This window comes from Acinetobacter sp. ACZLY 512 (genome assembly GCF_023614015.1).
Classification (GTDB): domain Bacteria; phylum Pseudomonadota; class Gammaproteobacteria; order Pseudomonadales; family Moraxellaceae; genus Acinetobacter; species Acinetobacter soli.
In genome coordinates, this window is the sequence record NZ_JAKIVI010000002.1 from 278157 (window position 1) to 302919 (window position 24763).

20 protein-coding genes are annotated in these 24763 nt (G+C 44.9%); 11 read left to right on the forward strand and 9 right to left on the reverse strand.

Features of this window, described 5'->3' with window-relative positions; all coding sequences use genetic code 11:
• Window positions 1-27 precede the first annotated feature (27 nt).
• Window positions 28-2007: a glycine betaine transporter gene (locus tag L2096_RS03735; protein ID WP_151839808.1), complete on the reverse strand. Its 1980-nt coding sequence runs from the start codon at window positions 2005-2007 to the stop codon at window positions 28-30.
• Between the two features lie 144 nt (window positions 2008-2151).
• Window positions 2152-2847, reverse strand: coding sequence for an ion channel (locus L2096_RS03740; protein WP_004934007.1), 696 nt, complete (start codon window positions 2845-2847; stop codon window positions 2152-2154).
• A 202-nt stretch (window positions 2848-3049) separates the two neighbouring features.
• Here L2096_RS03740 and L2096_RS03745 point away from each other — a divergent pair, with 202 nt between their 5' ends.
• Window positions 3050-3427 carry a hypothetical protein gene (locus L2096_RS03745; RefSeq protein WP_048765294.1) on the forward strand — a complete coding sequence of 126 codons (378 nt, stop codon included), beginning with the start codon at window positions 3050-3052 and terminating at the stop codon, window positions 3425-3427.
• A gap of 45 nt (window positions 3428-3472) precedes the next feature.
• On the opposite strand, the gene L2096_RS03750 is transcribed toward L2096_RS03745, so the two are convergent.
• Together L2096_RS03750 and L2096_RS03755 are read right to left on the reverse strand one after the other, a co-directional pair.
• Window positions 3473-5188, reverse strand: coding sequence for a cation acetate symporter (locus L2096_RS03750; RefSeq protein WP_119025571.1), 1716 nt, complete (start codon window positions 5186-5188; stop codon window positions 3473-3475).
• A 1-nt stretch (window position 5189) separates the two neighbouring features.
• Window positions 5190-5522: a DUF485 domain-containing protein gene (locus L2096_RS03755; protein WP_004934001.1), complete on the reverse strand. Its 333-nt coding sequence runs from the start codon at window positions 5520-5522 to the stop codon at window positions 5190-5192.
• Between the two features lie 184 nt (window positions 5523-5706).
• Here L2096_RS03755 and L2096_RS03760 point away from each other — a divergent pair, with 184 nt between their 5' ends.
• Window positions 5707-9207, forward strand: a complete 3501-nt coding sequence (locus L2096_RS03760; protein ID WP_004944835.1) for a hybrid sensor histidine kinase/response regulator — start codon at window positions 5707-5709, stop codon at window positions 9205-9207.
• Window positions 9208-9568: 361 nt separating this feature from the next.
• Window positions 9569-10339 carry a hypothetical protein gene (locus L2096_RS03765; protein WP_004944834.1) on the forward strand — a complete coding sequence of 257 codons (771 nt, stop codon included), beginning with the start codon at window positions 9569-9571 and terminating at the stop codon, window positions 10337-10339.
• Window positions 10340-10399: 60 nt separating this feature from the next.
• On the opposite strand, the gene L2096_RS03770 is transcribed toward L2096_RS03765, so the two are convergent.
• Window positions 10400-11050, reverse strand: coding sequence for a response regulator (locus L2096_RS03770; RefSeq protein ID WP_004933991.1), 651 nt, complete (start codon window positions 11048-11050; stop codon window positions 10400-10402).
• A gap of 371 nt (window positions 11051-11421) precedes the next feature.
• On the opposite strand from L2096_RS03770, the gene msuE reads away from it, so the two are divergent.
• The 3 genes from msuE to L2096_RS03785 all read left to right on the forward strand — a co-directional run bounded on the left by msuE (window position 11422) and on the right by L2096_RS03785 (window position 14059).
• On the forward strand, window positions 11422-12156 hold the full coding sequence (gene msuE, locus L2096_RS03775) for an FMN reductase (RefSeq protein WP_250364897.1): 735 nt from the start codon (window positions 11422-11424) through the stop codon (window positions 12154-12156).
• A 30-nt stretch (window positions 12157-12186) separates the two neighbouring features.
• On the forward strand, window positions 12187-13287 hold the full coding sequence (sfnG, locus tag L2096_RS03780; RefSeq protein WP_055415512.1) for a dimethylsulfone monooxygenase SfnG: 1101 nt from the start codon (window positions 12187-12189) through the stop codon (window positions 13285-13287).
• Window positions 13288-13507: 220 nt separating this feature from the next.
• Window positions 13508-14059, forward strand: coding sequence for a cysteine hydrolase family protein (locus L2096_RS03785; protein WP_250364898.1), 552 nt, complete (start codon window positions 13508-13510; stop codon window positions 14057-14059).
• Window positions 14060-14081: 22 nt separating this feature from the next.
• Here the strand turns inward: L2096_RS03785 and L2096_RS03790 are convergent, their stop codons facing one another.
• Both L2096_RS03790 and acs read right to left on the reverse strand, forming a co-directional pair.
• Window positions 14082-15263, reverse strand: a complete 1182-nt coding sequence (locus L2096_RS03790) for an acyl-CoA dehydrogenase family protein (protein ID WP_250364899.1) — start codon at window positions 15261-15263, stop codon at window positions 14082-14084.
• 141 nt (window positions 15264-15404) lie between these two features.
• Window positions 15405-17360: an acetate--CoA ligase gene (acs, locus tag L2096_RS03795; protein ID WP_250364900.1), complete on the reverse strand. Its 1956-nt coding sequence runs from the start codon at window positions 17358-17360 to the stop codon at window positions 15405-15407.
• 285 nt (window positions 17361-17645) lie between these two features.
• Here acs and L2096_RS03800 point away from each other — a divergent pair, with 285 nt between their 5' ends.
• Both L2096_RS03800 and L2096_RS03805 read left to right on the forward strand, forming a co-directional pair.
• Entirely contained in the window at window positions 17646-18230 is a 585-nt protein-coding gene (locus tag L2096_RS03800) for a DUF805 domain-containing protein (RefSeq protein WP_048765289.1), read from the forward strand.
• Between the two features lie 135 nt (window positions 18231-18365).
• Window positions 18366-19316 carry a mechanosensitive ion channel family protein gene (locus L2096_RS03805; RefSeq protein WP_227264946.1) on the forward strand — a complete coding sequence of 317 codons (951 nt, stop codon included), beginning with the start codon at window positions 18366-18368 and terminating at the stop codon, window positions 19314-19316.
• Here L2096_RS03805 and L2096_RS03810 read toward each other — a convergent pair.
• Complete coding sequence (locus L2096_RS03810) at window positions 19296-20003, reverse strand: 16S rRNA (uracil(1498)-N(3))-methyltransferase (protein ID WP_250364901.1); 708 nt, start codon at window positions 20001-20003, stop codon at window positions 19296-19298. The two genes, L2096_RS03805 and L2096_RS03810, sit on opposite strands and share 21 nt — an antisense overlap.
• The gene (locus L2096_RS03815) at window positions 20000-21283 is read right to left on the reverse strand and encodes a 3-deoxy-D-manno-octulosonic acid transferase (protein ID WP_250364902.1); all 1284 of its coding nucleotides are present in this window, start codon (window positions 21281-21283) and stop codon (window positions 20000-20002) included. Before L2096_RS03815 ends, L2096_RS03810 begins: the two co-directional genes overlap by 4 nt.
• Window positions 21284-21679: 396 nt before the next feature.
• Here L2096_RS03815 and L2096_RS16045 point away from each other — a divergent pair, with 396 nt between their 5' ends.
• Genes L2096_RS16045 through L2096_RS03835 form a run of 3 tightly spaced genes read left to right on the forward strand, consistent with a single transcriptional unit; the run spans window position 21680 to window position 24761 of the window.
• A complete protein-coding gene (locus L2096_RS16045; RefSeq protein ID WP_284444895.1) occupies window positions 21680-23203 on the forward strand; it encodes an amino acid ABC transporter permease/ATP-binding protein in 1524 nt (507 codons plus the stop codon).
• Between the two features lie 5 nt (window positions 23204-23208).
• The gene (locus L2096_RS03830) at window positions 23209-23865 is read left to right on the forward strand and encodes a GntR family transcriptional regulator (protein WP_250364903.1); all 657 of its coding nucleotides are present in this window, start codon (window positions 23209-23211) and stop codon (window positions 23863-23865) included.
• 47 nt (window positions 23866-23912) lie between these two features.
• The gene (locus L2096_RS03835) at window positions 23913-24761 is read left to right on the forward strand and encodes an urea carboxylase-associated family protein (protein WP_243897819.1); all 849 of its coding nucleotides are present in this window, start codon (window positions 23913-23915) and stop codon (window positions 24759-24761) included.
• Window positions 24762-24763 lie beyond the last annotated feature (2 nt).

The window sequence follows — 24763 nt, forward strand, 5'->3', positions numbered from 1 at the left end:
ATTTGAGTCCTTTTTTTATTGCTTCAATTAGTTGATGGTTTGGCTGCGCATCACATTTAAGAAATACAGGTGGCGTTCATACTGATCGATAATATCCTGAATCAAATCTTCTTCAGTCCAGTCCATCACATCATAGTTTTGGCCGCCCTCACGTAAAAACACTTCAGCCTGAAAATATTTATCGGTAGTTTCCTGCTCGGATTGCAGCATGAAACTTGGTGGAACTGTTTCACGTGAAACCACATGATAGATAAAATTAATTTCATTGTGATGATCCACTTTGAGCATCAAGCCTTCGTCGGTTTCATGAATCTGTACCATTAACTGACGGCGCTTAAATTCGCGCTGCAAGTTATGAAAAGCATCTTTTACGCGGCCTTGAATAAATGCATCCACGTCTGCTTTAGCGTGTGGATAATGCATGATCAGCCCAAGACGTTGCTGCCAGCTTCGTGGATTCTGAATGGCCCGCGGTGTGGTTCTTGCTTCCTGAATCGCCTGCATTTTGGTGGAGTCAATCCGTAATGCCTTGATCAGTCCCCAGCAAATAAATAGCATGATGACCGTAAATGGTAAGGCGCTCATGATAATCGCAGACTGTAAGGCATTGAGTCCGCCAGCGAGTAGCAGCACAATTGACAGCCCCGCCATTACCACAATCCAGAAAAGACGTTGCCACATCGGTGAATCATCCGTCTTGGCGGTAAGATAATCCACCACCAAAGCCCCAGAATCGGCAGAGGTCACAAAAAATAAAATGATTAACACTGTGGCCAATAAGCTCATCGGTCCAGCAAATGGCAATGAATTTAGAAACTCAAATAAAGCCACGGATGAATCACGTTGCACCGCCGCCAACAGCATCTGATTGCCTTCATGCAAAATACTGTAGAGTCCTGCGTTGCCCATAAAGCCCATCCAAATCAGAGTAAAACCTGTTGGAATCAGCATGACACCGACAATAAATTCGCGAATGGTTCGTCCACGAGACACCCGCGCAATAAACATGCCGACAAAAGGTGACCATGAAATCCACCATGCCCAGTACATGATGGTCCACCCACCAATCCAGCCATTGGGTTGATAGGCATACAGATTGAAGGTCATTTCAAATAAATTAGAGATGTATTGTCCGGTGTTTTGAACCGTGGTTTGTAATAGATAAATACTTTGGCTGGCAAAGAATACAAATGCCAGTAAAACCAGAGCCAGTATCAGATTCAGCTCGGCCAGACGCTTGATGCCCTTATCGAGACCAAATCCGACAGAAAGACCCGCCATGGCACTGACCACAATAATCAAAATAACTTTGGACCACGCTGTTGATTCAAAGCCAAATAGATAATTTAAGCCTGAACCAATTTGGGTGACACCAAAGCCCAATGTGGTGGCCACACCAAAAATCGTTCCGATTGTGGCAAAGGTATCCACGGCATCACCAATGGGGCCATAAATTTTTTTACCAATCATCGGATATAAAGACGAGCGTATTTTTAAGGGTAAATCATGCCGATAGGCAAAGTAAGCCAGCGAAAGAGCGACGATGGCATAAATACCCCATGCATGTAGCCCCCAGTGGAAAAAGGTCACCCGCATGGCCTGCTGTGCTGCTAGTACCGTTTCAGGCTGTCCCGAAGGCGGGCTCACATAATGCATGATCGGCTCGGCAATACCGAAAAACATCAGGCCAATCCCCATCCCCGCTGTAAACAGCATGGCAAACCATGAACGATTACTGTAGTCGGGTTGGCTATGATCGGGCCCGAGTTTGATCTTACCGCTCGATGAGCAGGCAATAAACGCCAAGATGATCAGAAATAAAGCCACGGACAACACATAGAACCAACTAAAGGATTCTGTGATCCAGTTTTTGAGCTGCTGGGTCAGAAACTCAAATGAATCTGGCATTAATAAGACAATCGCCAGAAAGATCGCAATAATGATGATCGTACTGACAAATACATTTGGATTAATATTTGCAAACCTAGATGAGGTTTTGGAAGGCATACATCCCCCATATTTTTTTTGATAAAAACCAACGACAACGATGTGTCAGAAAAATTCACTGTCGTGAAAAGCAAAAAGGCGCATTAAACGCGTTATTATTGTATAGCCTGCTGAAAAATAAAGAAGTTACAGAGCTGTAACAAGCTATGTATCGTCGTGATGATTTTTTTCTGGCAAATGCGAAATATATTGCAATGCCACCAGACGTGACACCACCACGGCCAAGAACATCACGCCCATAAACATTTGAAGAATTGAAATTACCCGTGCCGCAGGGCTGATCGGAAAAATATCGGAAAGTCCGGTAGCCGATTGTAAACTAAAACTCAAAAATAATAGGTCTAACCAGCTTTGTAAGCCCTGATGATCGGGTTTACTAAAACTCATCGGCACCAACAACTGGCAAATGTTGTATAAAAAGGCAAACCCCCATGCAATGAGTGTAAACACTGCCCCTGCTGCAAATAGCTCATCTTTGGTCAGATATCGGTCTGCAAACATATAGCGCAATAAGCCATAGGCGGCATAGAAATAAGCACATGCCTCAAATCCATGCGTCAGAATCTGAATTGAAACCTGATTAAATCCCAGTAAAATCAAGACTGAAAAAAAGAGAGCGCCCAACACAAAAAATAAGCCCGTGAGAGTAAATACACTGGTTTCACGAATGACTCGACCAATCAATAAAAGTGCCAGTACCCCCAAAATCCAAGTCAGTACACGATAGGCACCATGATCATAAGTAAAAAAAGACAAAATCAAAATGAACAGTTGCACCACCAGTAGCCAAGCCGAAGGCAGTAAACGGAAATGTTGTTTGAAATCTTGAGCAATCGACATAAAAAGAGGCGTTCCGTTCTTGTTGTTTTCATTTGAGCGAATGTCTGAATCTTGTCGTGTGCTTAAGCAAGTCGTCAAGTGATTTTATAGATGAAAGCGGAAATAGATCACGTTTTATGACATAACATTATCAAACTGCACTATTTGACCCGAAATAATCGGTGCATACTCAAAAGTATCAATGAAGCGAAGAGGGCTTTATATGCATATCAAAACAACACTCATGGGCTGCTGCATGGCCTCGCTGCTGTTTGTCGGATGCAGCAAAACCAATCCGATGCTGGAGCAGCATCCAGAATATATCGGTCAGTGGAAAAGTAGTCACAGTAGTTTGGTGATTGAAAAAACCGGGCAAGTGGATTATCGGCAGAACGTGACTCAAGAACAAAAAACGCCAGATCACGATTTGAAATATGCTGCCAAGTCAGACTTAAAAGCCAGTATCAGCGACTTTAATGCACAGCAGTTTCAGATCGGTCAAGGCGAATTTAGTCAGGTGTTCAAAATTGATCGCGCGCCGTATCAGATGAATCAAAAATGGCACATGCAGCTCAACGGCGATGTATACACCAAGCAATAAAAAAAGCGCCACCGGCGCTTTTTTCATGTGTCTGACAGATGCACCTTAGTGATCTGAAGCACCCGAAATTCCAATACCGGTCATTGAACGCACATACTGCGCATCAAATGCTTTACGTTCTGCTTTGGCACGGGCCGAATTATCAGTCACCGAGAACAACCAGCAGCAAATGAACGACAACGGCATTGCAAAAATTGCTGGGCCATTAAATGGATTGATCGGTGTATCTGAGATTTTAAGTGTGTCTACCCACACGGCTTTAGACAGAATAATCAGGACTACCGCCGTCGTCAAACCAACCACGCCACCAATCACGGCGCCACGTGTGGTTAAACCTTTCCAGAACATTGACAATACAAGCACCGGGAAGTTCGCACAGCACGCCACAGAGAAGGCCAAGCCAACCATGAACGCAACGTTTTGTTTTTCAAACAAGATACCCAGAATCATGGCGAAGATTGCCAAGCCTAATGTTGCGATTTTTGACATACGCAATTCAGATTCTGGTGTGGTTTGACCTTTTTTGAATACGTTGGCATACAAGTCATGTGAAATTGCAGATGCACCCGACAAGGTCAAACCTGCCACTACAGCCAAAATGGTTGCAAAGGCAACAGCAGAGATAAAGCCCATGAACAGATCGCCACCGAGTGCATCACTCAAGTGAACCGCTGCCATGTTGTTTCCGCCGACCAATTCAAGCTTACCTGTTACTGCTGCTTTGGCAACATCAAGGAATTGCGGATTGTTCGAAACAAACAGAATCGCACCGAAACCAATAATAAACGTTAGCAAGTAGAAGTAGCCAATAAAGCCAGTCGCCACCACTACAGATTTACGCGCTTCTTTAGCATCTTTTACCGTAAAAAATCGCATCAAAATATGTGGCAGACCCGCTGTACCAAACATGAGCGCTAAGCCAAGAGAAATCGCATCAATTGGGTTGGCGGCCAGTTTCCCTGGTCCCATAATTTTTGCTGCGTCTTCCATGCTGATATTACGCACATTGGCATAAACATCGATGGCTTGGGTAAACATGTTACTGAAGCTAAATCCAACCGCTTTCATCACCATAAACGCCATGAAGGTTGCACCAGACAGCAACAGTACCGCTTTGATGATTTGTACCCATGTGGTCGCCAACATGCCGCCAAACATCACGTAGGCCATCATGAGTAAACCCACAATTACAACCGCAATGTTATAGTTCAAACCGAAAAGTAGTTTAATGAGCTGTCCTGCACCCACCATTTGCGCAATCAGATAAAACGCCACTACCACAAGCGAGCTAAAAGCTGCCAAGGTACGTACTGGTTTTTCTTCCAAACGAAATGACACCACATCAGATAAATTGTATTTACCCAAATTACGCAAACGCTCTGCGATCAAGAACAATACGATTGGCCAACCCACCATGAAACCCAGTGAATAAAGCAAGCCATCGAAGCCTGAGCTAAAGACTAAAGCGGAAATTCCCAAGAACGATGCCGCAGACATGTAGTCACCGGCAATCGCCAAACCGTTTTGAAAACCTGAGATTCCGCCACCTGCCGTATAGAAATCCTTGGTATTGGTGGTTTGTTTGGCTGCCCATTTGGTAATGAACAAAGTTGCACCGACAAATATCACAAACATGATAATTGCGTGCCAGTTGGTGGCCTGTTGCTGTGCTTCGCCCAAATCAGGCCCCGCAACTGCGAGGGTTGACATCAGCAAGCTGATTGCCATCAGTGCTGGCGCTTTAAATGAAGTCCATTTCATCTTAGTGCAGTCCTTTCTCATGAGTGATGTTCTCAACTTCTCTCAATGCAGCTTCATTGAGATGGTCAAGGCTGTTGTTGGCGATATACGAATACACACCGCACAAAACAAATGACAGAACAATAATGCCAAGACCAAGCGGGATACCCCAGGTGGTGACACCGCCACTAAAAGAGCTCATTAGAAACTCTTTGTTGTATCCAACCAACAACATAAAGCCCACATAGACCACCAGCATAATGATGGTAAGAGTCCAACTGAGTGTGGCTTTTTTGCTGACCATTTTTTTAAATTTTGGATTCTGTAGAATTCTTTCTACCTGAACGTCATCCATAATCTGCTCCTTTTACCGCGGCCATCGTCGGACGCTTTTTGTAATCCTTTTTTTTCACGCTATAACGTTAGCAATGTTGTATGAGGTTCGTAACTTAGACTTTGGTCGCTAAATTTTAATCAACATGCAGGGCTTTAAAGTGGCTTAAGGTATGATAGGCCTGTGTTTTCATAGATTCGATCGCATGAACAGCTGGCTTATTATCGGCGGACTCGCCCTCTATATTTTAGTCTTATTTCTCTGCGCTTTTTTTGGTGAGCGGCATGCCAGCCGTTTAGGGCCTCGCGGACGAATGCTGCTGTTTAGCCTGACACTGGGCGTATATTGTTCATCTTGGACCTTTTACGGCGCCACGGGTGCCGCTGTGCGAGACGGTATTATTTTCCTGCCCATTTATCTGGGTCCCCTGATTTTTATCTGGTTTGGCTACGATATTTGGCGACGCTTAGGCCGTGTTCGTCAGCACCATGCTGTCTCATCGATTGCCGACTTTATTGCCGCACGTTACGGTAAAAGCGGAACCTTGGCTTCACTGGTGACCATTTTGGCGGTGATTGCGATTATTCCGTATCTAGCGTTGCAATTGCGTGCCGTGGCATTGAGTACTGCGGTGATTTTAGATCAGGCCACCGATCATTTGACTACGGCCACCAATAGCGTATTGCTCCTGACCGGCATATTGGCCTTGCTGGCCATGATGTTTGGTACACGGCAAATTGCCAATACCGAACAACATGGCGGTCTCATGCTGGCAGTCGCCTTTGAGTCATTTGTCAAGCTGTTTGCCCTGCTGTGCGTGGCGGTTTTTTTTCTGATTGAATCACCCGCCAATATGCGACAAGTCAGTGAAGATGTCGCCAAAACCTTTCACAATGTACAGATGTTTGGTGTACCGGAAACCTTCTGGATTCAAACGCTACTTGCCGGACTGGCCATTATTTGTTTACCGCGGCAGTTTCATGTGGCGGTGGTCGAGTTACGTGACGAAAAACATATTCGCGGTGCGCGCCGCTGGTTTGCGGTGTATTTAATTTTAACCACCGTGGCAATTATTCCGATTGCCAGTTGGGCACTGCATGCATCACCTAATTTTTTAACTATTCCAGATGTGGCAGTACTATCACTGCCATTAAGTTTTAATCAGGATTGGCTCAGCTTACTGGCATTTTTGGGAGGTTTTTCGGCATCAACCGGCATGCTTCTGGTATCGTCAGTGGCTTTGTCGATCATGCTCAGTAACGATCTGATCATGCCAGCACTCTGGCGCCTAAATTTATTATCCAGACACGATAAACGCTTACCACAATTTTTAAAGCTCACCCGACGTATTTGTATTTTGGCTGTGATGCTACTCGGTTTTTTATTTTTCCACTTTTTTAATGATATCGATCAGCTTTCAGTCTTTGGTTTACTGGCCTTTAGTGCAGTAGCACAATTTGCGCCCTCACTTATTGGAGGTTTGTACTGGCGCGGTGGAAGCCGTCAAGGCGTATATGCCGGACTCATTGTCGGTTTTTTTATGTGGACCTATACCCTGCTGTTCCCGACAATTTTAAGAAGCCTTCCAGACGCCTATCAAGCCTTCGCGCATCAGGTGCTGGTATTTGGTCCTTTTCACTTAAACCTCTTGCGCCCTGAGGCTTTGCTTGGCTTCGAATCTTTTGCGCCATTGACTCACGGGGTGATCTGGTCATTGGGCCTCAACACCATTTTGTATGTCTGGATTTCCAAGATTTATCGCCCCAGTGTGGCAGAGCAGATTCAGGCGGAAAGTTTCTTTTACTACGAAACCAAGCCTTTACCATCGCATCACACCTCAACAGATATGAGCTATCTGCATCACGATGCGGCTCGGCTTAAAGTGGGTGATTTGATTACGCTGGCCAAACGCATTACCGGTGAAGGGCCGACACAACAGGCCTTCAAACAGTTTTGTGAGCAAAATGATGTGCTGCTTAATCCCAACAGCGTCGCCAACGGCATGTGGTGGCGCTTCACCGAGCAGTATTTGGCGGGCACGATTGGAGCGGCATCTGCACGGACATTACTCACCACCGCCATGGTCAATAATGGACTGGCCTTGGGTCAGGTGGCCAATATTTTGGACCAAGCCTCGCAGTGGCAGCGCTTTAACCAGAATTTGCTCATGACCATGATCGATCATATGACCCAAGGCGTGAGTGTGGTCGATGAAAACATGTGTCTGGTGGCATGGAACAATCAATATTTAAAGCTGTTTGATTACCCGAAAGATCTGGTGTACGTCGGCTGTCCAATTGCCGATCTGATTCGTTATAACGCCGAACGCGGTGAATGCGGACCTGGCTCAATTGAAGAACATGTACGTAAGCGAATTCACTGGATGAAAGTGGGCAGCGCGCATGAATTTGAACGGATTCGTAAAGATGGCCGTGTCATTCAAATGCGCGGTAATCCTATCGAAGGCGGTGGCTTTGTTACAACGTTTGCCGACATCACGGCGTTTCGTGAAAATGAAGCGATTTTGGAAGCACGGGTCAGTGATCGTACCCAACAGCTTGAAACCGCTTTGGCCGAGCAACAGCTTGCACGTGAACAGGCCGACAAGGCCAATATGTCGAAAAGCCGCTTTATTGCTGCAGCCAGTCATGATCTGCTTCAGCCTATGCATGCGGCGCGTTTGTTTAGTACTGCATTAGAGCAAAGTGTGTCTCGTGAGGACGATCGTAAAACGCTCCAACAGCTTGATCGAGCGCTACATGGTGCCGAAAGCATGTTGTCGGCATTGCTCGATATTGCACGTCTTGAAGGCGGCTCATTGCAGCCCAAACGACAGTCTTACCCACTGCATGATTTATTGAGCGATCTCGAACTACAATTTAAGTCGATTGCAGCACAGCGTAATATTCGCCTGAATGTCCACGATGCCAAATTCTGGATCGACACCGATCCACAGTGGATTCGTCGGATTATTCAAAACTTTGTCAGTAATGCTTTACGCTACACCGCCAAGGGCCGTGTGGTGGTGGGCGTCTTACGCCATAGCACCCGACCACAGCATATCCGTATAGGGGTATGGGATACAGGCCCTGGCATTGCAGAAGAACAGCGCATCAAACTTTTTCAAGAGTTTGAACGCTGCGGCCATACTTCGCCTTGGGGTGAACAAGGCCTAGGATTGGGTCTGGCGATTGTACAGCGTATGACCAGTTTGCTCGATCATCCGGTTGAGGTGTACTCCCAAATTGGTCAAGGCTCATGCTTTATCATTGAGGTACCTACCGTAGATGCACCTAAAGTGATGGCACCGCAAGCACAGGCGATTCCCCTAAAAACCAAAGCTTACCGGATTTTATGTTTAGACAATGACGAAACCATTTTGGAGGGGATGAGTACGCTGTTGTCGAAATGGGGGTATGAAGTCTTTAAAGCCACAGAACCCGAACAGGCCTACGCCTTGATTCAACAGCATAATATTCAGGTCTGGTTGATCGATCAGCATCTGAATAATCAGCAACTCGGCCTCGACTTTATTTTACAGCATCGACAAGATCAAGTTCCGGTTGCACTGATTACCGCAGACTCCGATCCGGAGTTGCCACAGCGACTCAAAGAGCTCAATGTGATGTTACTCAAAAAGCCACTTAAACCGGCCGGATTACGGGCATGGTTATCTGGCTTGAAAATTTCATCTCCAACTCGCTAAAACGCTTGGCTCTACCTACCCGCTTCAGGCCATTTTTTGCAAGAAATAGCCTGAAGCCATGCCACATAGACGAATCGTTGGCAAAAGTGTTCAGATAGCGCGCTTTTTTTTGGCGATTGATTGATCAAATCCAGCAAAGTACGAGTGACTATGGCAAAGTCTGACCTTTTTGTAAATGAACACTGCCATAGTTAGTTACAATTCAATAATGATTTGAAAAATATAACTTTTATCATGAAAATAGCCATTATAAAACTTTAGTCTAATATCTATTGCATTCCAAAAAACTCATAACAGTGAAAAGCAGCCCACATCAACCCGATCGGTTGATCTCTTGCAGATATAAGAAAGGACATTCGTCATGATTACCTCAGATGATGCAGCTTCATTCGATCTACACAGTTCACAGCAATTTTATCGTGAATACAGTGCCAATGCCCTGTTACCCGATATCGATTGGGACGTTTTGTTTCCACACAGTAAACTCAAAGCAGAACACAAACAGGCCCTCGATACCATATACCGCAGTGTTGTGCCACTGGCCTTGCAAGTGTTTGATGAGTTACAGCTCGACGTGTTTGAACCGGCCATGTATCGCCCACAAGGACTCGGATTATTTGAAAAACTTGCCCAAAAAGAAGAAGATCTGCTGCAACAGCTTGAATCGGAAGGCAACATGCTAGATGAAAAAATCCGCCATCAAATGTGGAGCATGTTACTTCGTGGCGGTGCGGTCTTGGTGTTTAAAGCATGGCTTGGACGAGTCAAACACGGTCATGAGGCACTGGATATGTCGCAGTTTGATGAACTATCGGATCTACTTTTTATCAAGACAGCACCTAAAAAGCTGGCCCAGCGCTTGAATGTCGACATGCGTGCCGAAGATGATCATATCTTTTTAATGTATGGCGACGATATCTTTCTGGATCGATTCAACAGCCTCGAAACGGCGGCCTTGTTTGTCGATTTAGGGGTGTATGACGCCACCTTTTTGAGCTTGCGCGATGATCGCGTGGCCGAGTATCTCAAACAAAAAGGTTATGTGACTCAAGATCAAATCGATGAACTGCACTGTGCGCTTAATCCGCTGTACTGTGACAACATTACCACCAAGCAAGACTGTCTGGCTTAAATTTTTGGCCATAAAAAAACAGGGGATTTTCCCCTGTTTTTTACATATACACTTAAATAGTTAAAGTCTTTTGTCTTCAATATTTAAGGCGTTAATCGCCAATACCGCTTGGGTACGATTTTGTACGCCCAGTTTACGGAAAATAGCGGTCACATGCGCCTTAATGGTCGCTTCTGAAACATCTAATTCATAGGCAATTTGCTTATTGAGCAAGCCTTCAGCCACCATCATTAAAACGCGAAACTGCTGCGGCGTCAGCGACTGAATACGTTCGGCCAGCTCAGTTTCATCTGCAGCGCGCGGATCGAAACTTAAATTATTAGGTAAGTTGGGTGGCAACCAGATTTCACCTTCGAGCACATGGCGGATGGCTTCGCCAATATGACTTGGATGCGCAGATTTTGGAATATAGCCCATGGCACCATGAGCAATCGCACGCTGGATAATCGAGGTCTCTTCATGTGCAGACACCACAATAATCGGTAGCGACGGATATTGCGCACGCACATGCACCAGCGCAGAAAAGCCCGATGCACCCGGTAAGTTTAAATCCAGCAATACCAGATCTGGCTCTGCTCCACTTTCTAAGCGCTCGTAAAATTCATTGACTGCTGCAGTTTCATAAATTTGAGCTTGAGGCAGACTGTATCGCACCGCCTGAATTAGGGCATGGCGAAACAGAGGATGATCATCGACGATTAAAATATTCATAAGCGAAACGAGAGATCTCTGGCGCAGTATCTTGATTTTACTCATACTGCTGGCTTTAAGGATAGAACCATATTACCCAATTTTTATATAAAATGTCGGTTAAGCCGTTAGATTTCAGTATTTTTTTCGTTTTTTCAAAATCGCTTAAAGCTTAGTGATTATTGTTATAATTTTATTAAAAATACTGAAGACCTTATCTTAAAGAAGAAAATAAAATAAATTCATAGGGTTAAAATAGCCCTTATACACCGATGAACGCGTGTGCCAATATAGAAGAAAAAACGATAAGGTTTCACAATTTGATTATTTTACCTGAGGCTGGAAATACCGATTAATAGGATCAATTGTTTTATTTGCTATTTAGGTTGATCATGCCACAACATTCAAATACTCAAAAACCACTCAATATTGTTGCCGTTTCTGGCGGTTTAAATCATCCATCTAAAACTGAAGCGCTGGTTCAAGAAATTCTAAATGAGCTGGCCAATGCAACCCCGATTCAGGTGCATTTTATTAAGTTTAGCGAAATCGGTCATTTGCTTGGCGGTGCGATTTACCGTAACCAGCTTCCCCAGCGCGTGCAAGACGATCTCGCCAAGGTTGAAGCAGCCGATGCCTTGATTGTAGGCACACCGGTATACCGTGCATCTTTTACTGGCCTGTTTAAGCATTTTTTTGATTTCGTTGAACAAACCGCGCTGGTCGATGTCCCTGTTTTGCTGGCAGCCTCAGGTGGTAGTGACCGCCATGCCCTCGTACTTGAACATCAGCTACGCCCATTGTTTAGCTTTTTCCAAGCCCAAACACTGCCAATTGGCGTCTATGCCACCGATCGCGACTTTGCGAAAGACTATAGCATTCAAAGCGATTTACTTCGTGACCGTATCACGTTGGCTGTGGCACGTGCATTGCCTATTTTGGAATGGGCACCTGCCAAAGGCCAGCGCGCCGAGGTGGTCAAAGACAAAACGGCACAGGCCAACCAAAATCTGGGCATCAACAAACAAATCGAGCAGGACGAAGTTTTGCCATCGGCTGCGGTTCCCAATCTGGACGCTGCCGAATCTCGCTTGCATCCTAAAAATTTAAAAAGCAACGTGGCCTAAGCCGTACCGTTTATGAGAAGGAGTTTTGCCATGAGTCAATCAACTGCACCCATCAAATTTGCGTACTGGGTCCCCAATGTCAGTGGTGGACTCGTGGTCAGCAATATCGAACAACGAACTGACTGGAGCTACGAATACAACATTAAACTGGCTCAGGCCGCAGAAGCAAATGGCTTTGAATATGCCCTGACCCAGATTCGCTTTACTGCGGGCTACGGCGCAGAGTATCAGCATGAATCGGTGAGCTTTAGTCATGCCTTATTGGCCAAAACCGAAAAGCTTAAAGTAATTGCGGCCATATTACCCGGCCCATGGAAACCCGTACTGGCAGCCAAACAACTGGCGACCATTGACTATCTCACGCAGGGGCGTATTGCCATCAATGTGGTGAGTGGCTGGTTTAAAGGTGAGTTTGATGCCATTGGCGAGCCATGGCCAGAGCACGATCAGCGCTATGCACGCTCTGAGGAATTTATCCGCAGCCTAAAGGGCATTTGGACACAAGACAATTTTAGTTTTGACGGCAAGTACTATCAGTTTCAAAACTATACCTTAAAGCCAAAACCGCTACAGCAACCGCATATCGAAGTCTTTCAAGGAGGCAGCTCACGGGCAGCACGTGATATGGCTTCCCGGGTATCGGACTGGTATTTTACCAACGGCAATAGCGTCGAGGAAATTGAAAAACAAGTACACGATATTCGCAGCAAAGCCAAGGCCAACCAGCATCAGGTTAAAATTGGCGTAAATGCCTTTATTATTGCCCGAGATACAGAACAAGAAGCGCAAGCCGTATTACAGTCAATTATTGATCAGGCCAATACCGAAGCGGTACATGCCTTTGGCGATGCCACACGTCAGGCGGGAGCTGCCAGCCCCGAAGGTGAAGGAAACTGGGCCAAGTCGACCTTCGAAGATTTAGTGCAGTATAACGATGGCTTTAAAACCAATCTGATTGGAACACCGCAGCAAATCGCAGAACGGATTGTTGCCTTGAAACATGTGGGGGTTGATCTGATTTTGTCTGGGTTTTTACATTTTATCGAAGAAGTCGAGTATTTCGGACAGCATGTGTTGCCACTGGTACGCGAACTGGAACAGCAGCAGGAAATCACCGCCAAATCTGCTTAAGGAGAAATTATAATAATAACGTGGTGGTACATACATCTTTACCCTGAGACTCGGCTCGGGGTATTTTTTTTATTTTAAAAATGCTGTAACGCAATCATTCGTCAAAACACAATAACTCATGAGATAACGAAGCCCAACAATTTTACCTCAATCTGACATGGTATCGAGGGATATTCCCATTTAAGCTAAAAACATCGCATCATCAAAACGAGAATAAACCATGAAACAAGCGTTGCTGATCATTGATGTACAAAATGACTATTTTGAAGGTGGTGCAATGACACTGGCGGGCCCAGACCAAGCGCTCAGCCAGATTAATCGTCTTGAAACGTATTTTGTCGAGCAGAATTTACCGGTTATCTATATTCAGCATATCAACCCACCAGAAGCCACTTTTTTTCGTCCCAATACATCTGGAGTCGAGTTACATGCCGGGCTCAAGCGCCAAGCTCATGCCATTGTCATTCCCAAAAACAAACCGAACAGTTTTTTAAATACCTCACTAGAAGACACCTTAAAAACCTTGGAGATTGAACAGTTGGTTATTACCGGCATGATGACGCACATGTGTATCGACTCCAGTACCCGTGCCGCAGCAGAGCGTGGCTATCAGCCGATTTTAATTGCCGATGCAACAGCAACACGCGATTTAACCTTTGAGGGTCACACCACACCCGCCGATGCCGTACAACATGCGTTTTTGAGTGCACTCACCACCTTTGCCGATGTTCAAAACACCGCGGCTTTTTTACAGACGTACGCTGCAACCTGAGATTCAACACCAAAGGTCATGGTTAGGAATAAAAACTAGGATGCGGAACTTTGCCAGTTAATACCCACTCCCCGACCTCTTGATATTTGTAATCGATCGGATCATGCAAGGTTTGGGTTCTTACATTTCGCCAGAAGCGATCCAGATTCAGCGCTGCTGTAGTCGCTCTGGCACCCATCACCTGAAACATATCTTGTGTGAGCATCAGACTCATGCGAGTCGCTGCAATTTTCGCTGTGGCCACCGCCACCGATACCTCACCCCGTTGCTGAGCACTCAAGTCTGGCCCTTCGTTCCACGCGTTTTGTAAGAGCGTACGGGCTTTGTTGGTCAGTAAGCGGACACTTTCAAGTTGCACGTAAAATTCGGCAAAATGCTTTTGAATATAGGGGTCATCTACACTTTGCGTTGCGCTTGACGTGGCCCATGCTTTTTGATGTTGCACCGCCTGATGCGCGACTTTAAAAGCGCCCTCTGCGACGCCCAAAAACAAATGCACAAAAATCAGCTGCGCAATTAAAGGCCTTAGGCTCGAATACGGTGTACTCAGTGGCCCGGGATTGAGCAGTAATTCATGCTTTAAAATCTTGACCTGTTCAAAATGAGTGGTGCCGCTGTCGGTCTGGCGCTGTCCCATGTTATTCCAGTCGCCTAAAAAACGAATACCGTCACGTTGCGTGGGCACTACCGCAATCAGCAGTTTATCCTCTTGGTTATAACCCGAACAAAGCAGCATGTCTGAATCGATTGAACCCGAACAAAAACTTTTTTCACCCTGAAAAATAAAAGTATCGTCGTTGAGCGCTTGCACCTGCGTACGCCGATCTAGCGGATTCAGTGCATTGCCCCAAAAGAGCTGTTGCTGAGCCGTCTGGCGAAACCAGCTCTCATACTGCTCGGGCTGGGAAAAAAGCTGAACCGTGGCAATCAGTAAGTGGTGAAAACCATAGACATGCGCCAGAGAACTATCGACCTGTGCAATCAGTTGAATGGTCTTAAAAATTGTTTCCCAGTCGGCTCCCTGCCCACCATATGCTTTGGGAATTGAGAGCGAGAGTAGTCCGCTAGCCCGAATCAAATCACGCTCAATTTTGGCCGTGCCCCCTTGCTTGTCCCGTACGGCTGCGGTTTTCTCAAACGCTGCCGCCAAGCTTTGAGCTTGTGCCAAGGGATCAAATGTCTGTGCAAAATAAGGTTGATTCATGCGCAAATCCGAAGGAGCAAAACAAGGTCTAAGCCTAGCAAATCTCTGCCCACTGCTTTATGCAAATTTAGGCATAGCTTTGCTCAAAACAATAAAATAAAAACACCTCCTGCTCACTTAAGCAGGAGATGCTGTCAGTACTTAAGTGGCTACTTTCGACGCTGGGTATACCGTATGAATCAGATGTTCAACCACGGCGGGATCTGCCAAGGTGGAGGTATCGCCCAAGCTGTCTAGCTCATTTGCCGCAATTTTTCTTAAAATGCGCCGCATGATCTTTCCAGAGCGGGTTTTGGGCAAAGCAGGTGCCCAGTGCAGCGCGTCTGGGGTGGCAATCGGTCCCAGTATTTTTCGCACCCACTGTACCAGCTCTTGACGTAATTCTTCAGACTCTTCCACACCTGCCTGTAGCGTCACAAAGGTACAAATGCCTTGCCCTTTAATGTCATGCGGCATACCCACCACCGCAGCCTCAGCCACATGCGGATGCGCAACCAGTGCACTTTCGATCTCGGCTGTACCCAAGCGGTGTCCCGAAATATTCAACACATCATCGACTCGTCCGGTAATCCAGTAGTAACCGTCTTCATCACGACGTGCACCATCGCCGGTAAAGTAACGCCCGGGAAAAGTCGAGAAATAAGCTTCAATAAACCGTTTCGGATCGCCCCAGATGGTTCGCATCTGTCCCGGCCAAGCATCTTTAATCACAAGATTGCCTTCGGCAGCCCCTTCAATTTCATGTCCGTCACCATCTACCAGTGCAGGTTGCACACCAAAAAATGGACGTGTAGCCGAGCCCGGTTTTAGGTCGGTTGCACCCGGAAGTGGTGCAATCAAAATTCCGCCAGTTTCGGTTTGCCACCAAGTATCGACCACCGGACAGCGTCCCTCTCCCACGACGTTGTAATACCATGACCACGCTTCCGGATTAATCGGCTCACCCACCGTGCCCAGTAATCGTAAACTGCTCCGATCACTTTCACGTACATAGGCATCGCCTTCACGCATCATGGAGCGTATTGCCGTTGGGGCAGTATATAAAATGGTGACCTTGTGCTTATCGATAATATGTCCAATTCTGGCCCACGTCGGATATTGCGGTACACCTTCAAACATCAGCGTACTGGTACCGTTCGACAGTGGCCCGTAAATCAGGTAACTGTGTCCCGTGATCCAGCCCACATCGGCAGTACACCAATACACATCATCTTGCTTGATATCAAAAACTTCTCTAAATGTGGTGGTGGCGTACACCAAGTAGCCACCTGTGGTATGCAGTACACCTTTGGGTTTACCCGTCGAGCCGGAGGTATACAAAATAAATAACGGATCTTCTGCATTCATGGGTTCGGGTGGGCATACATCATTCACTTCGGTAATCACCACGTGATACCAAAGATCACGGCCCTCTTGAAAGCGAACCGGATTACCTGTGCGATGAACCACGATCACATGCTCAACCGACTCGGTTCCCTTAACTTTTAGGGCTTCGTCGACACTTTCTTTTAATGGCAGTAACTTACCGCCACGCATACCGGCATCGGCAGTGATCACCAGTTTAGCCTGACAATCTTCTATCCTGCTGGCGAGCGAATCGGGTGAAAAACCACCAAATACCACACAATGCACCGCACCAATCCGTGCACAGGCCAACATGGCGATCGCCGCTTCAGACACCATTGGCATATACAACACCACACGGTCGCCCTTTTCGATGCCATATTTTTTTAGCACGTTGGCAAAACGGCACACCTCTTCATACAGCTCTTTGAAAGAAATAATTTTATGCCGTGATGGATGATCGCCTTCCCAAATGATGGCAGGCTTGTGCGGATGTGTTTTAAGATGTCGATCCAGACAGTTGGCACATACATTTAATTGCCCGTCGGCAAACCATTCGATTTTAAAATCATCGGCCGCGTAATTGGTATTTTTAACTTGTGTAAATGGCTTGATCCAATCGACATTGCGGGCTTCTTCTGCCCAGAATCCATCAGGGTCATCGATTGATTGCTGATAGCGCGCCAAATAATCGGTTTCAATGGTTCGGGCTGTTTTTTTAAACTCTTCTGGTACTGGATAGATTTCATTCATAGTATCACTTCCTTGATTTTTAGGCCCCATCACGAGGCTTTTTTAACCGACACTGTGTTTGATCTTTTTTTGTTGTTGCTGAAACAGTATCCACACACGTGGTTGGGCCTGACAATACGCATTTGGTCGTATATTTTTCAACCTATCAGATTCGAAACAATTTAAACACCCAAAGATTCAACATTTTTTGTATGTTGGTTGTAGTATTTCTTGAAGACATTCATACGATTGCCTGTATCCGCATCTATCTTGACGTTTCAGGCAGCGCTTCAACAGGAGGATGATATGCATTCTACCTCAACCGATCATTCCGACTGGTCATCACACCCTGCACGCCGTAACGATCACCCCTTTTCGACTCGAGGGCGCTTTAATCGTTTAAGCTACTTGGGCTGGTATGGTTTCTTTAATTTGTTACCCATTGCATTGCTGTTATTGCTTCACTTCGGCTTAGGTGTAATTCGTCTTGATTTCGGAACACTGTACGATCATGGGTTTGCATTATGGCTCGATGGCTCGGGGTGGTTGCTGCTCGCTGGCACGTTGTTATTTATCTATCTTCATCTGCTCCTTATCATTCGACGCTTACACGACACCAATCATTCTGGCTGGTGGAGCCTGCTGTTTTTACTGCCCGTGATTCAATGGATTCTATTGTTGTATTTACTGATCGCGCCAGGTTCATCTGGGGTAAATGATTATGGTCCACCCCGACCTTCTCGTTTTTTAGAAAAGCTGATGGGATGGTTGGTCGTGCTGATGTTTGTGATGAGTATTTTGGTTTTTGGACAAGCCATGCACTTTATGATGAGTACTGGCAATATCGATTTACAGCATTTAATGCTTCAGTCACACACTGGTTATTTCTAAACAAAATATGTGAAAGGTTGAGCGAATATACAGTTCATACTACACTTTCGCATTACTTTTCTCTTAACTTTTATCACATCAGGAATTCGAGTGTCTGAAGAAAATAAACTAGATCAGGTCGCATCAGATACAGCGATGCTATTGCAACAAGCGGGGCAAAAAACCACTCAATCCGTTCTACAGCATACCGAGAAATACCATGAAACTTATACTGCAATTGATAAAATTGTAGATAGTTTTTGGGAGCGTATTCCTTATTTATGTATCGCGCTTGTCGTATTTTTAGTTTTCTGGTTGTTGACCAAAGTCTTTAAACTATTCGTTGATAAAACCCTGACCAATCGTAGTTATACCCGTCAAAATTTGGTCTTGGTTCTGAATCGTGTTGGATCTGTCCTCATCTTGTTTATCGGTTTTCTGATTGCACTGGTGATTGCGATTCCAGGATTCACACCAGGCCAGCTCATGAGCGCACTCGGTATCGGTTCGGTGGCAATTGGTTTTGCATTTAAAGATATTTTCCAAAACCTGTTATCTGGCGTACTGATTTTATTGGGTGAACCGTTTCGTATTGGCGATGACATTGTTGTCAACGGAATGGAAGGTACAGTTGAAGATATCCAGATTCGCGCAACCTTTATTCGTTCCTACGATGGGCGCCGCATTGTGATTCCAAATGCCACGGTATACACCAGTGCCATTACCGTGAATACCGCTTATCAGCGCCGTCGCTGTGAATTTGTGGTCGGCATCGGTTATGACGACGATGAACAACAAGCCAAAAGTATTATTTTGAATATTTTGGACAACAATCGTAATGTCCTCAGCCAGCCTGCATTTAGTGTGAATGTGACAGCGCTGGCCGATTTTTCGGTCAACCTCACGGTGCGTTGGTGGATTGATACCACTGAAACCAATATTTCAGCCTCAGTGAGTGAAATTCAGACTGAAGTGAAACGTGCTTTTAATCAGGAAGGTATTAATATTCCTTACCCGGTACAAGAAGTAAAAGTACATAAAGAGTCGACCGCAGCATTGCCACATACTGCCTCAGCGCCTACCGACTCAGCTAAACAGTCGACCTAACACGTAAGATACTGCGGTTTCGGTTCGCAAAATACGGCTGCCTAACTGATACGTCTGGCAGCCGTTTTTTTGCATCAGTTCGACTTCATATGGAATAAAGCCACCCTCGGGGCCAATAATGAGTGAACAGCCGTGTGAAATATTGATAGGCATGGTTTGTGCGCTATACGGATGCGCCACGTAGGCTGGACGTTCTGGTTGAATCATGTCCGGTAAAATATCTTCTACAAACGGTTTGAAGCGTTTGTAGAGCTGAATGTCTGGAGCAATTGTATCGCCGGCCTGTTCTAGCCCAAGTTGTACATAATCATCAAGCTGCTGTAAAAATGGCGTTTGCCAGTAACTCTTATCCACCCGATAGCTGTGAATCAGGCAAATTCGCTCAACACCAAGTGTCACACTGTCCATGATTAAACGGCGCAGCACTTTGGGGCGTGGCAGTGCCACAATAAGCGTAACTGGAAGTTTTTTAGGACACGCTTCTTGCTGTAGCGGCATTACCTCGATAGATTGCGCTGTGATTGTCATCACTCGGGTGAGGTAGCGTGCCTGCCCCAGTATCCCGACTTTGAGCGTATCTCCCACTTGCAAGTTCAGTTGCTCGCGCAAATGCATGACCTGACGCGGTGCATGAATTTGCCATGGCCCAGAGAGATTTTCTTGTGGTGGAATCAAGACCAGATTCATGTGATATATCCATCGAGCAGCGCAATATGGCGATCCAGTGCTCCCTGATTACGGGCTAAAATGGTTTGCGCATGTTGAGCACGTGCCGCGGCTTGCGCAGATGCGTTGGCATAGCTGAGTAAATACTCGACTGCCTGAAGCGCATCTGGAGCAACATCAATCGCTGCTGCCTCAACAAACTCATCTACAATGGTTTGAAAATTGAAATAACGTGGCCCAATCACCACCGGACAATCCAGTGCCATGGGTTCTAAAATATTATGACCACCGCCGGGCGTATTGAGTGATCCCCCAACAAAAGCAACCTGTGCCAGTGCATACCACAACCACAATTCTCCCATACTATCGGCCAGATAAACCTGCGTTTCGGGCATGATAGATTCGGCAAGACTGCGTCGTGAGGTATTTAAGCCCAGATCCTGACTCACACGAAAAACCTCATCAAAACGTTCGGGATGGCGTGGCACTACAATACAAAGTAGCGCAGGATCATGATTTAGATGCGTTTTAAGGGCAGTCAAAAGCTGCTGTTCTTCGGGTGCATGAGTACTGGCAAGCACCATTATTTTACGTGTGCCGAGTTGCCACTGCTGCACTAGAGATGCCGCTTGCAACCCTACCGCTTCGGGTGCATGAATATCAAATTTGATGTTACCCACCACTTGGGATTTATCTGCGGCTAGGCCCAACGCAATATAACGCTGCTGAGTATTCTGGTCTTGCGCCAGTAATGTGCTCAGATTGTTCAACATCCCTCGGGTAAGACCCGCCACACGGGCATAACCCCGTGCGGATTTTTCCGACAGGCGCGCATTGATTAAGACTCGGGCGACTCCATGTTGTGCGGCCTGATCAATCAAATTGGGCCACAGCTCAGTTTCGACCAAGATTAGTATTTTAGGCTGATAACGCGCAAAAAATTCACGCAGTAAATGCACCTGATCGACTGGTAGATAAACTGCTTGAAAACGATCCTGATAGGGCGGTTTTAAAAAAAGCGTCTTGGCACGTGCTTGACCCGTTTTGGTGGTATTGGTGACCAACACCGGATGACCCGCTTGAAGATAATGTTCGATGAGTGGCTGTGCTGCATTGGTCTCACCGACTGAGACTGCATGAAACCAGATGGCATGACGATGTTGAGGAGGCTGAAATGGACCAAAACGTTCACAACATTCTTGCTGGTATGCTGCGTCACTCTGGGCACGTTTACGGATTCGCCAACGGTACAAAGGTTTGAGTAAAACCAAGGCCGCGTTGTACCACAATGGAGTCGCCAATACATCTGTCTCAATATATATTCGATGGGCAGAATATAGCAGAGCGCCATACATTTGTTAATGTGGTGTATTTCAAAATCTATGCTGCTCATTTTGCTGTAGTCAATTTATTTTAGCCACCTTAAAAACGCCTTCAAATCAGTAAACCATGCTGTAAGAAATAACCAATTCAGATCAAATCAACTCTATTTCTGAGTCATATTTTTGAACCTTAATAATGCAACTCAATATAAATGCATCATATTGTTCAACAATATTAATTTCAATAAAACACAAATTATTGATTTTCATAATAAAAAATATTGGTACGTTTCATGCTAGGTATAAATAACCATATTGTTGAACAATATCTTTTATCTACATTTGGTCAAACAAGCTTTAATACCCGGGGGAAGTATGCAATTTGATTGGCACTATACTTTAGATCAGTTGTGGAATATTTCCTTTTGGAAAGCAAGTTTACTGGTTGTTGAGCTGAGTATTTTAGTTTGGATTATTGGAATTATTCTGGGTTTTATTCTGGCCTTAGCAAAGCAGGCACGTCATCCTGTCATAGCTCAAAGTTCTGCGCTATATATCTGGTTTTTTAGAAGTTTACCTTTGCTCGTACTTTTAGTTTTTACTTTTAATTTACCTCAAATTTATCCGTCAACCAGTGTGCTTCTTTCTTCTCCTTTTTTTGCTGGCTTAATTGCAATGGTAATCAGTGAAGCCGCATATATTGCAGAAATTCATCGCTCAGGTTTAAACGCCGTACATAAAGGACAAATTGAGGCAGGTAAGGCATTAGGGCTACGCTATTCAGGCATTCAATTTCATATTGTTATTCCGCAGGCATTTCGAGTCAGCCTCCCTTCCTTAGGGAATGAATTTATTACCATTGTGAAATTAACTTCTTTGGTTTCAGTAATTTCCTTGACCGAAATTTTGTTGGTTGGTCAACGCCTATATACCCAAAACTTTTTAGTTATGGAAACCATGGTCGTCGTGGCATTTTATTACGTACTCATCGTCACTGTATTTAGTTGGATCATGAGTCGGATTGAAAAACGATTTGATGTCACACATCGTAAGCCTGGCCTGTTACTTGCCGATGATCCTCTGAATCATTTGGCTAATGTACCTGAGAGTGCCATAAAAAAACGCAAACACATTGAGGTAGATCATATTGGTGAATATGCCCTAGAAGCGCGTAATATCCATAAGGCTTATGATCAGCATGACGTTTTAAAAGGAATCAATTTAAATGTTCGATGGGGTGAAGTCATTTCCATCATAGGACCTTCAGGTTCTGGTAAAACCACCTTTATCCGCACATTGAATGGTTTAGAGAGCTTGACACGTGGTGAAGTCAACTTAATGGGACATCCATTTTTATCTAGCCAGATTTCACCAGAAAAGAATAAAAATTATAAACAGCAAATTGTTCATATCGGAATGGTCTTCCAAAACTTCAATTTATTTCCTCATAAAAGCGTACTTGAAAATGTCATGTTAGCACCCTTGTATCACAAATATGACACTGTATTAGCAACCAAAATTACAGCACTTGCCATGCTAGAAAAAGTAGGCATGAAACAACATGCTAACAAATTTCCGCACCAGTTATCTGGCGGTCAACAGCAACGCGTCGCTATCGCTCGGGCACTTGCAATGCATCCATCGGTGATCTTGTTTGATGAACCAACGTCTGCTTTAGATCCAGAATTGGTCAATGAAGTTCTCAAAGTCATTGAACAACTTGCTCAAGAAGGAATGACCATGCTGATTGTGACTCACGAAATGAATTTTGCATTTAAAGTCTCAGATCGTGTGGTGTTTATGGAAAACGGCCATGTGGTTGCAGATGATCATCCTCAAGAACTTTTAGTGAGTCAAAATGAACGGTTACAGCGTTTTATTGGCAAAAATCAGGAATAAGAAACATGCAAAATATAACTGGATTAAGCCGAGCAAATATCGTAACACAACAAATTCGTGAAGATATTATTCGAGGTGATCTAATCCCCGACATGGCACTTATAGAAAGTGAAATGGCACTTAAATATCAAGTTTCACGAAATACATTAAGAGAAGCCCTACACCAATTACAGTCAGATGGTTTAACCACATATGTGCGTCATAAAGGTGTATTTGTTCGTCGACTAGAAAAAACCGATATCCGTGAGATTTTTCAAGCCAGAAGATTATTGGAATTAAATGCGATTCATGCCTTAAAAAAGGATAAAGGTGAATTAATTCAGTTGCTTGAATCTGATATTGATATGGCTAGAGATGCTTACCAACAAGAAAACTGGCAAATGGTTGCAACCATGAGTTTAAGGTTTCACCAACATCTTGTAAGTGCACTCAACAATCGACTGATCTCTGATTTTTTCCAAAATATTTTAGCGCAATTACGTCTGGTATTTGCGTTGTCTTCCGATGAAGCCACATTCCAACGTCCATGGCTCCAAAAAGACCGACAGATTCTTAACTTGTTAGTGACACAAAAATTCGACGCGGCTTATGAAGCCTTAGAGCTTTATCTCATGGAGTCAGAAAAAAATATTCTACAGCTCGACCATCCAACAAAGTACTGACCGATTCAAATGTCAGATCAATTTATTGAATACCCTTATAGAGGAATATGATGATGTATCAAGATTATCCAGCAGCTTATCAAAGTTCTGCCGATTCAATTTTAGAAGTCAATAAACCCTTTTACGATCAGATTCGTGATGCAAAAGATCAGCGAGTTCTGGTCGAATCTTTTGAAATACCGATCCGTTCGGGTTTTGCTTGGAAAGTAAAAGCAGGTCAAGTCTTTCGGGTGACAGCTCCTCATGGACCGCAGGTAGGTGATTTCAATATCTGGAATGCGCATGATCCCCGTGAGAGATTGTGGGCTTCACGTACACGTCAACTACAAGGATCACACGTCAGCATCTATGATCGCTTATGGTCAACGCTTCCTTTTATGCGTCCTTTAGTCACGATCACAGACGATACATTAAAAGATTATGGAATTGATGAGCATGGTGGACGCATCCATGATTTATTAGGCACACGTTGTGACCCTTACATTAATCGATTATTGACAGGCAAAGATTTTGATCATCATTGCCATTCAAACCTGACTCGCGCGATATTGCCACATGGCTTAACTGAATTTGATGTACATGATGTACTTAATATTTTTCAAGTCACTGGACTCAATCATGAGAGTAAATATTTTATGAAAGCGAGCCCAGCCAAAGCAGGTGATTATCTTGAATTTTTTGCAGAAATTGATCTACTTTGTGCGTTATCCACTTGCCCGGGTGGAGATCTTTCTCTTGAAATGTGGGGTCCTAATGCACAAGATCCAATTTCAGTTTGTCGTCCATTAGGTGTTGAAATCTATGACTTGAATCCTGAACTTATCCGAGACTGGCAATCTCCGCAATGCTCGCCTTATCAAGGACAGCATGGTTTAACACTTAAAAGTTCGATGTAATC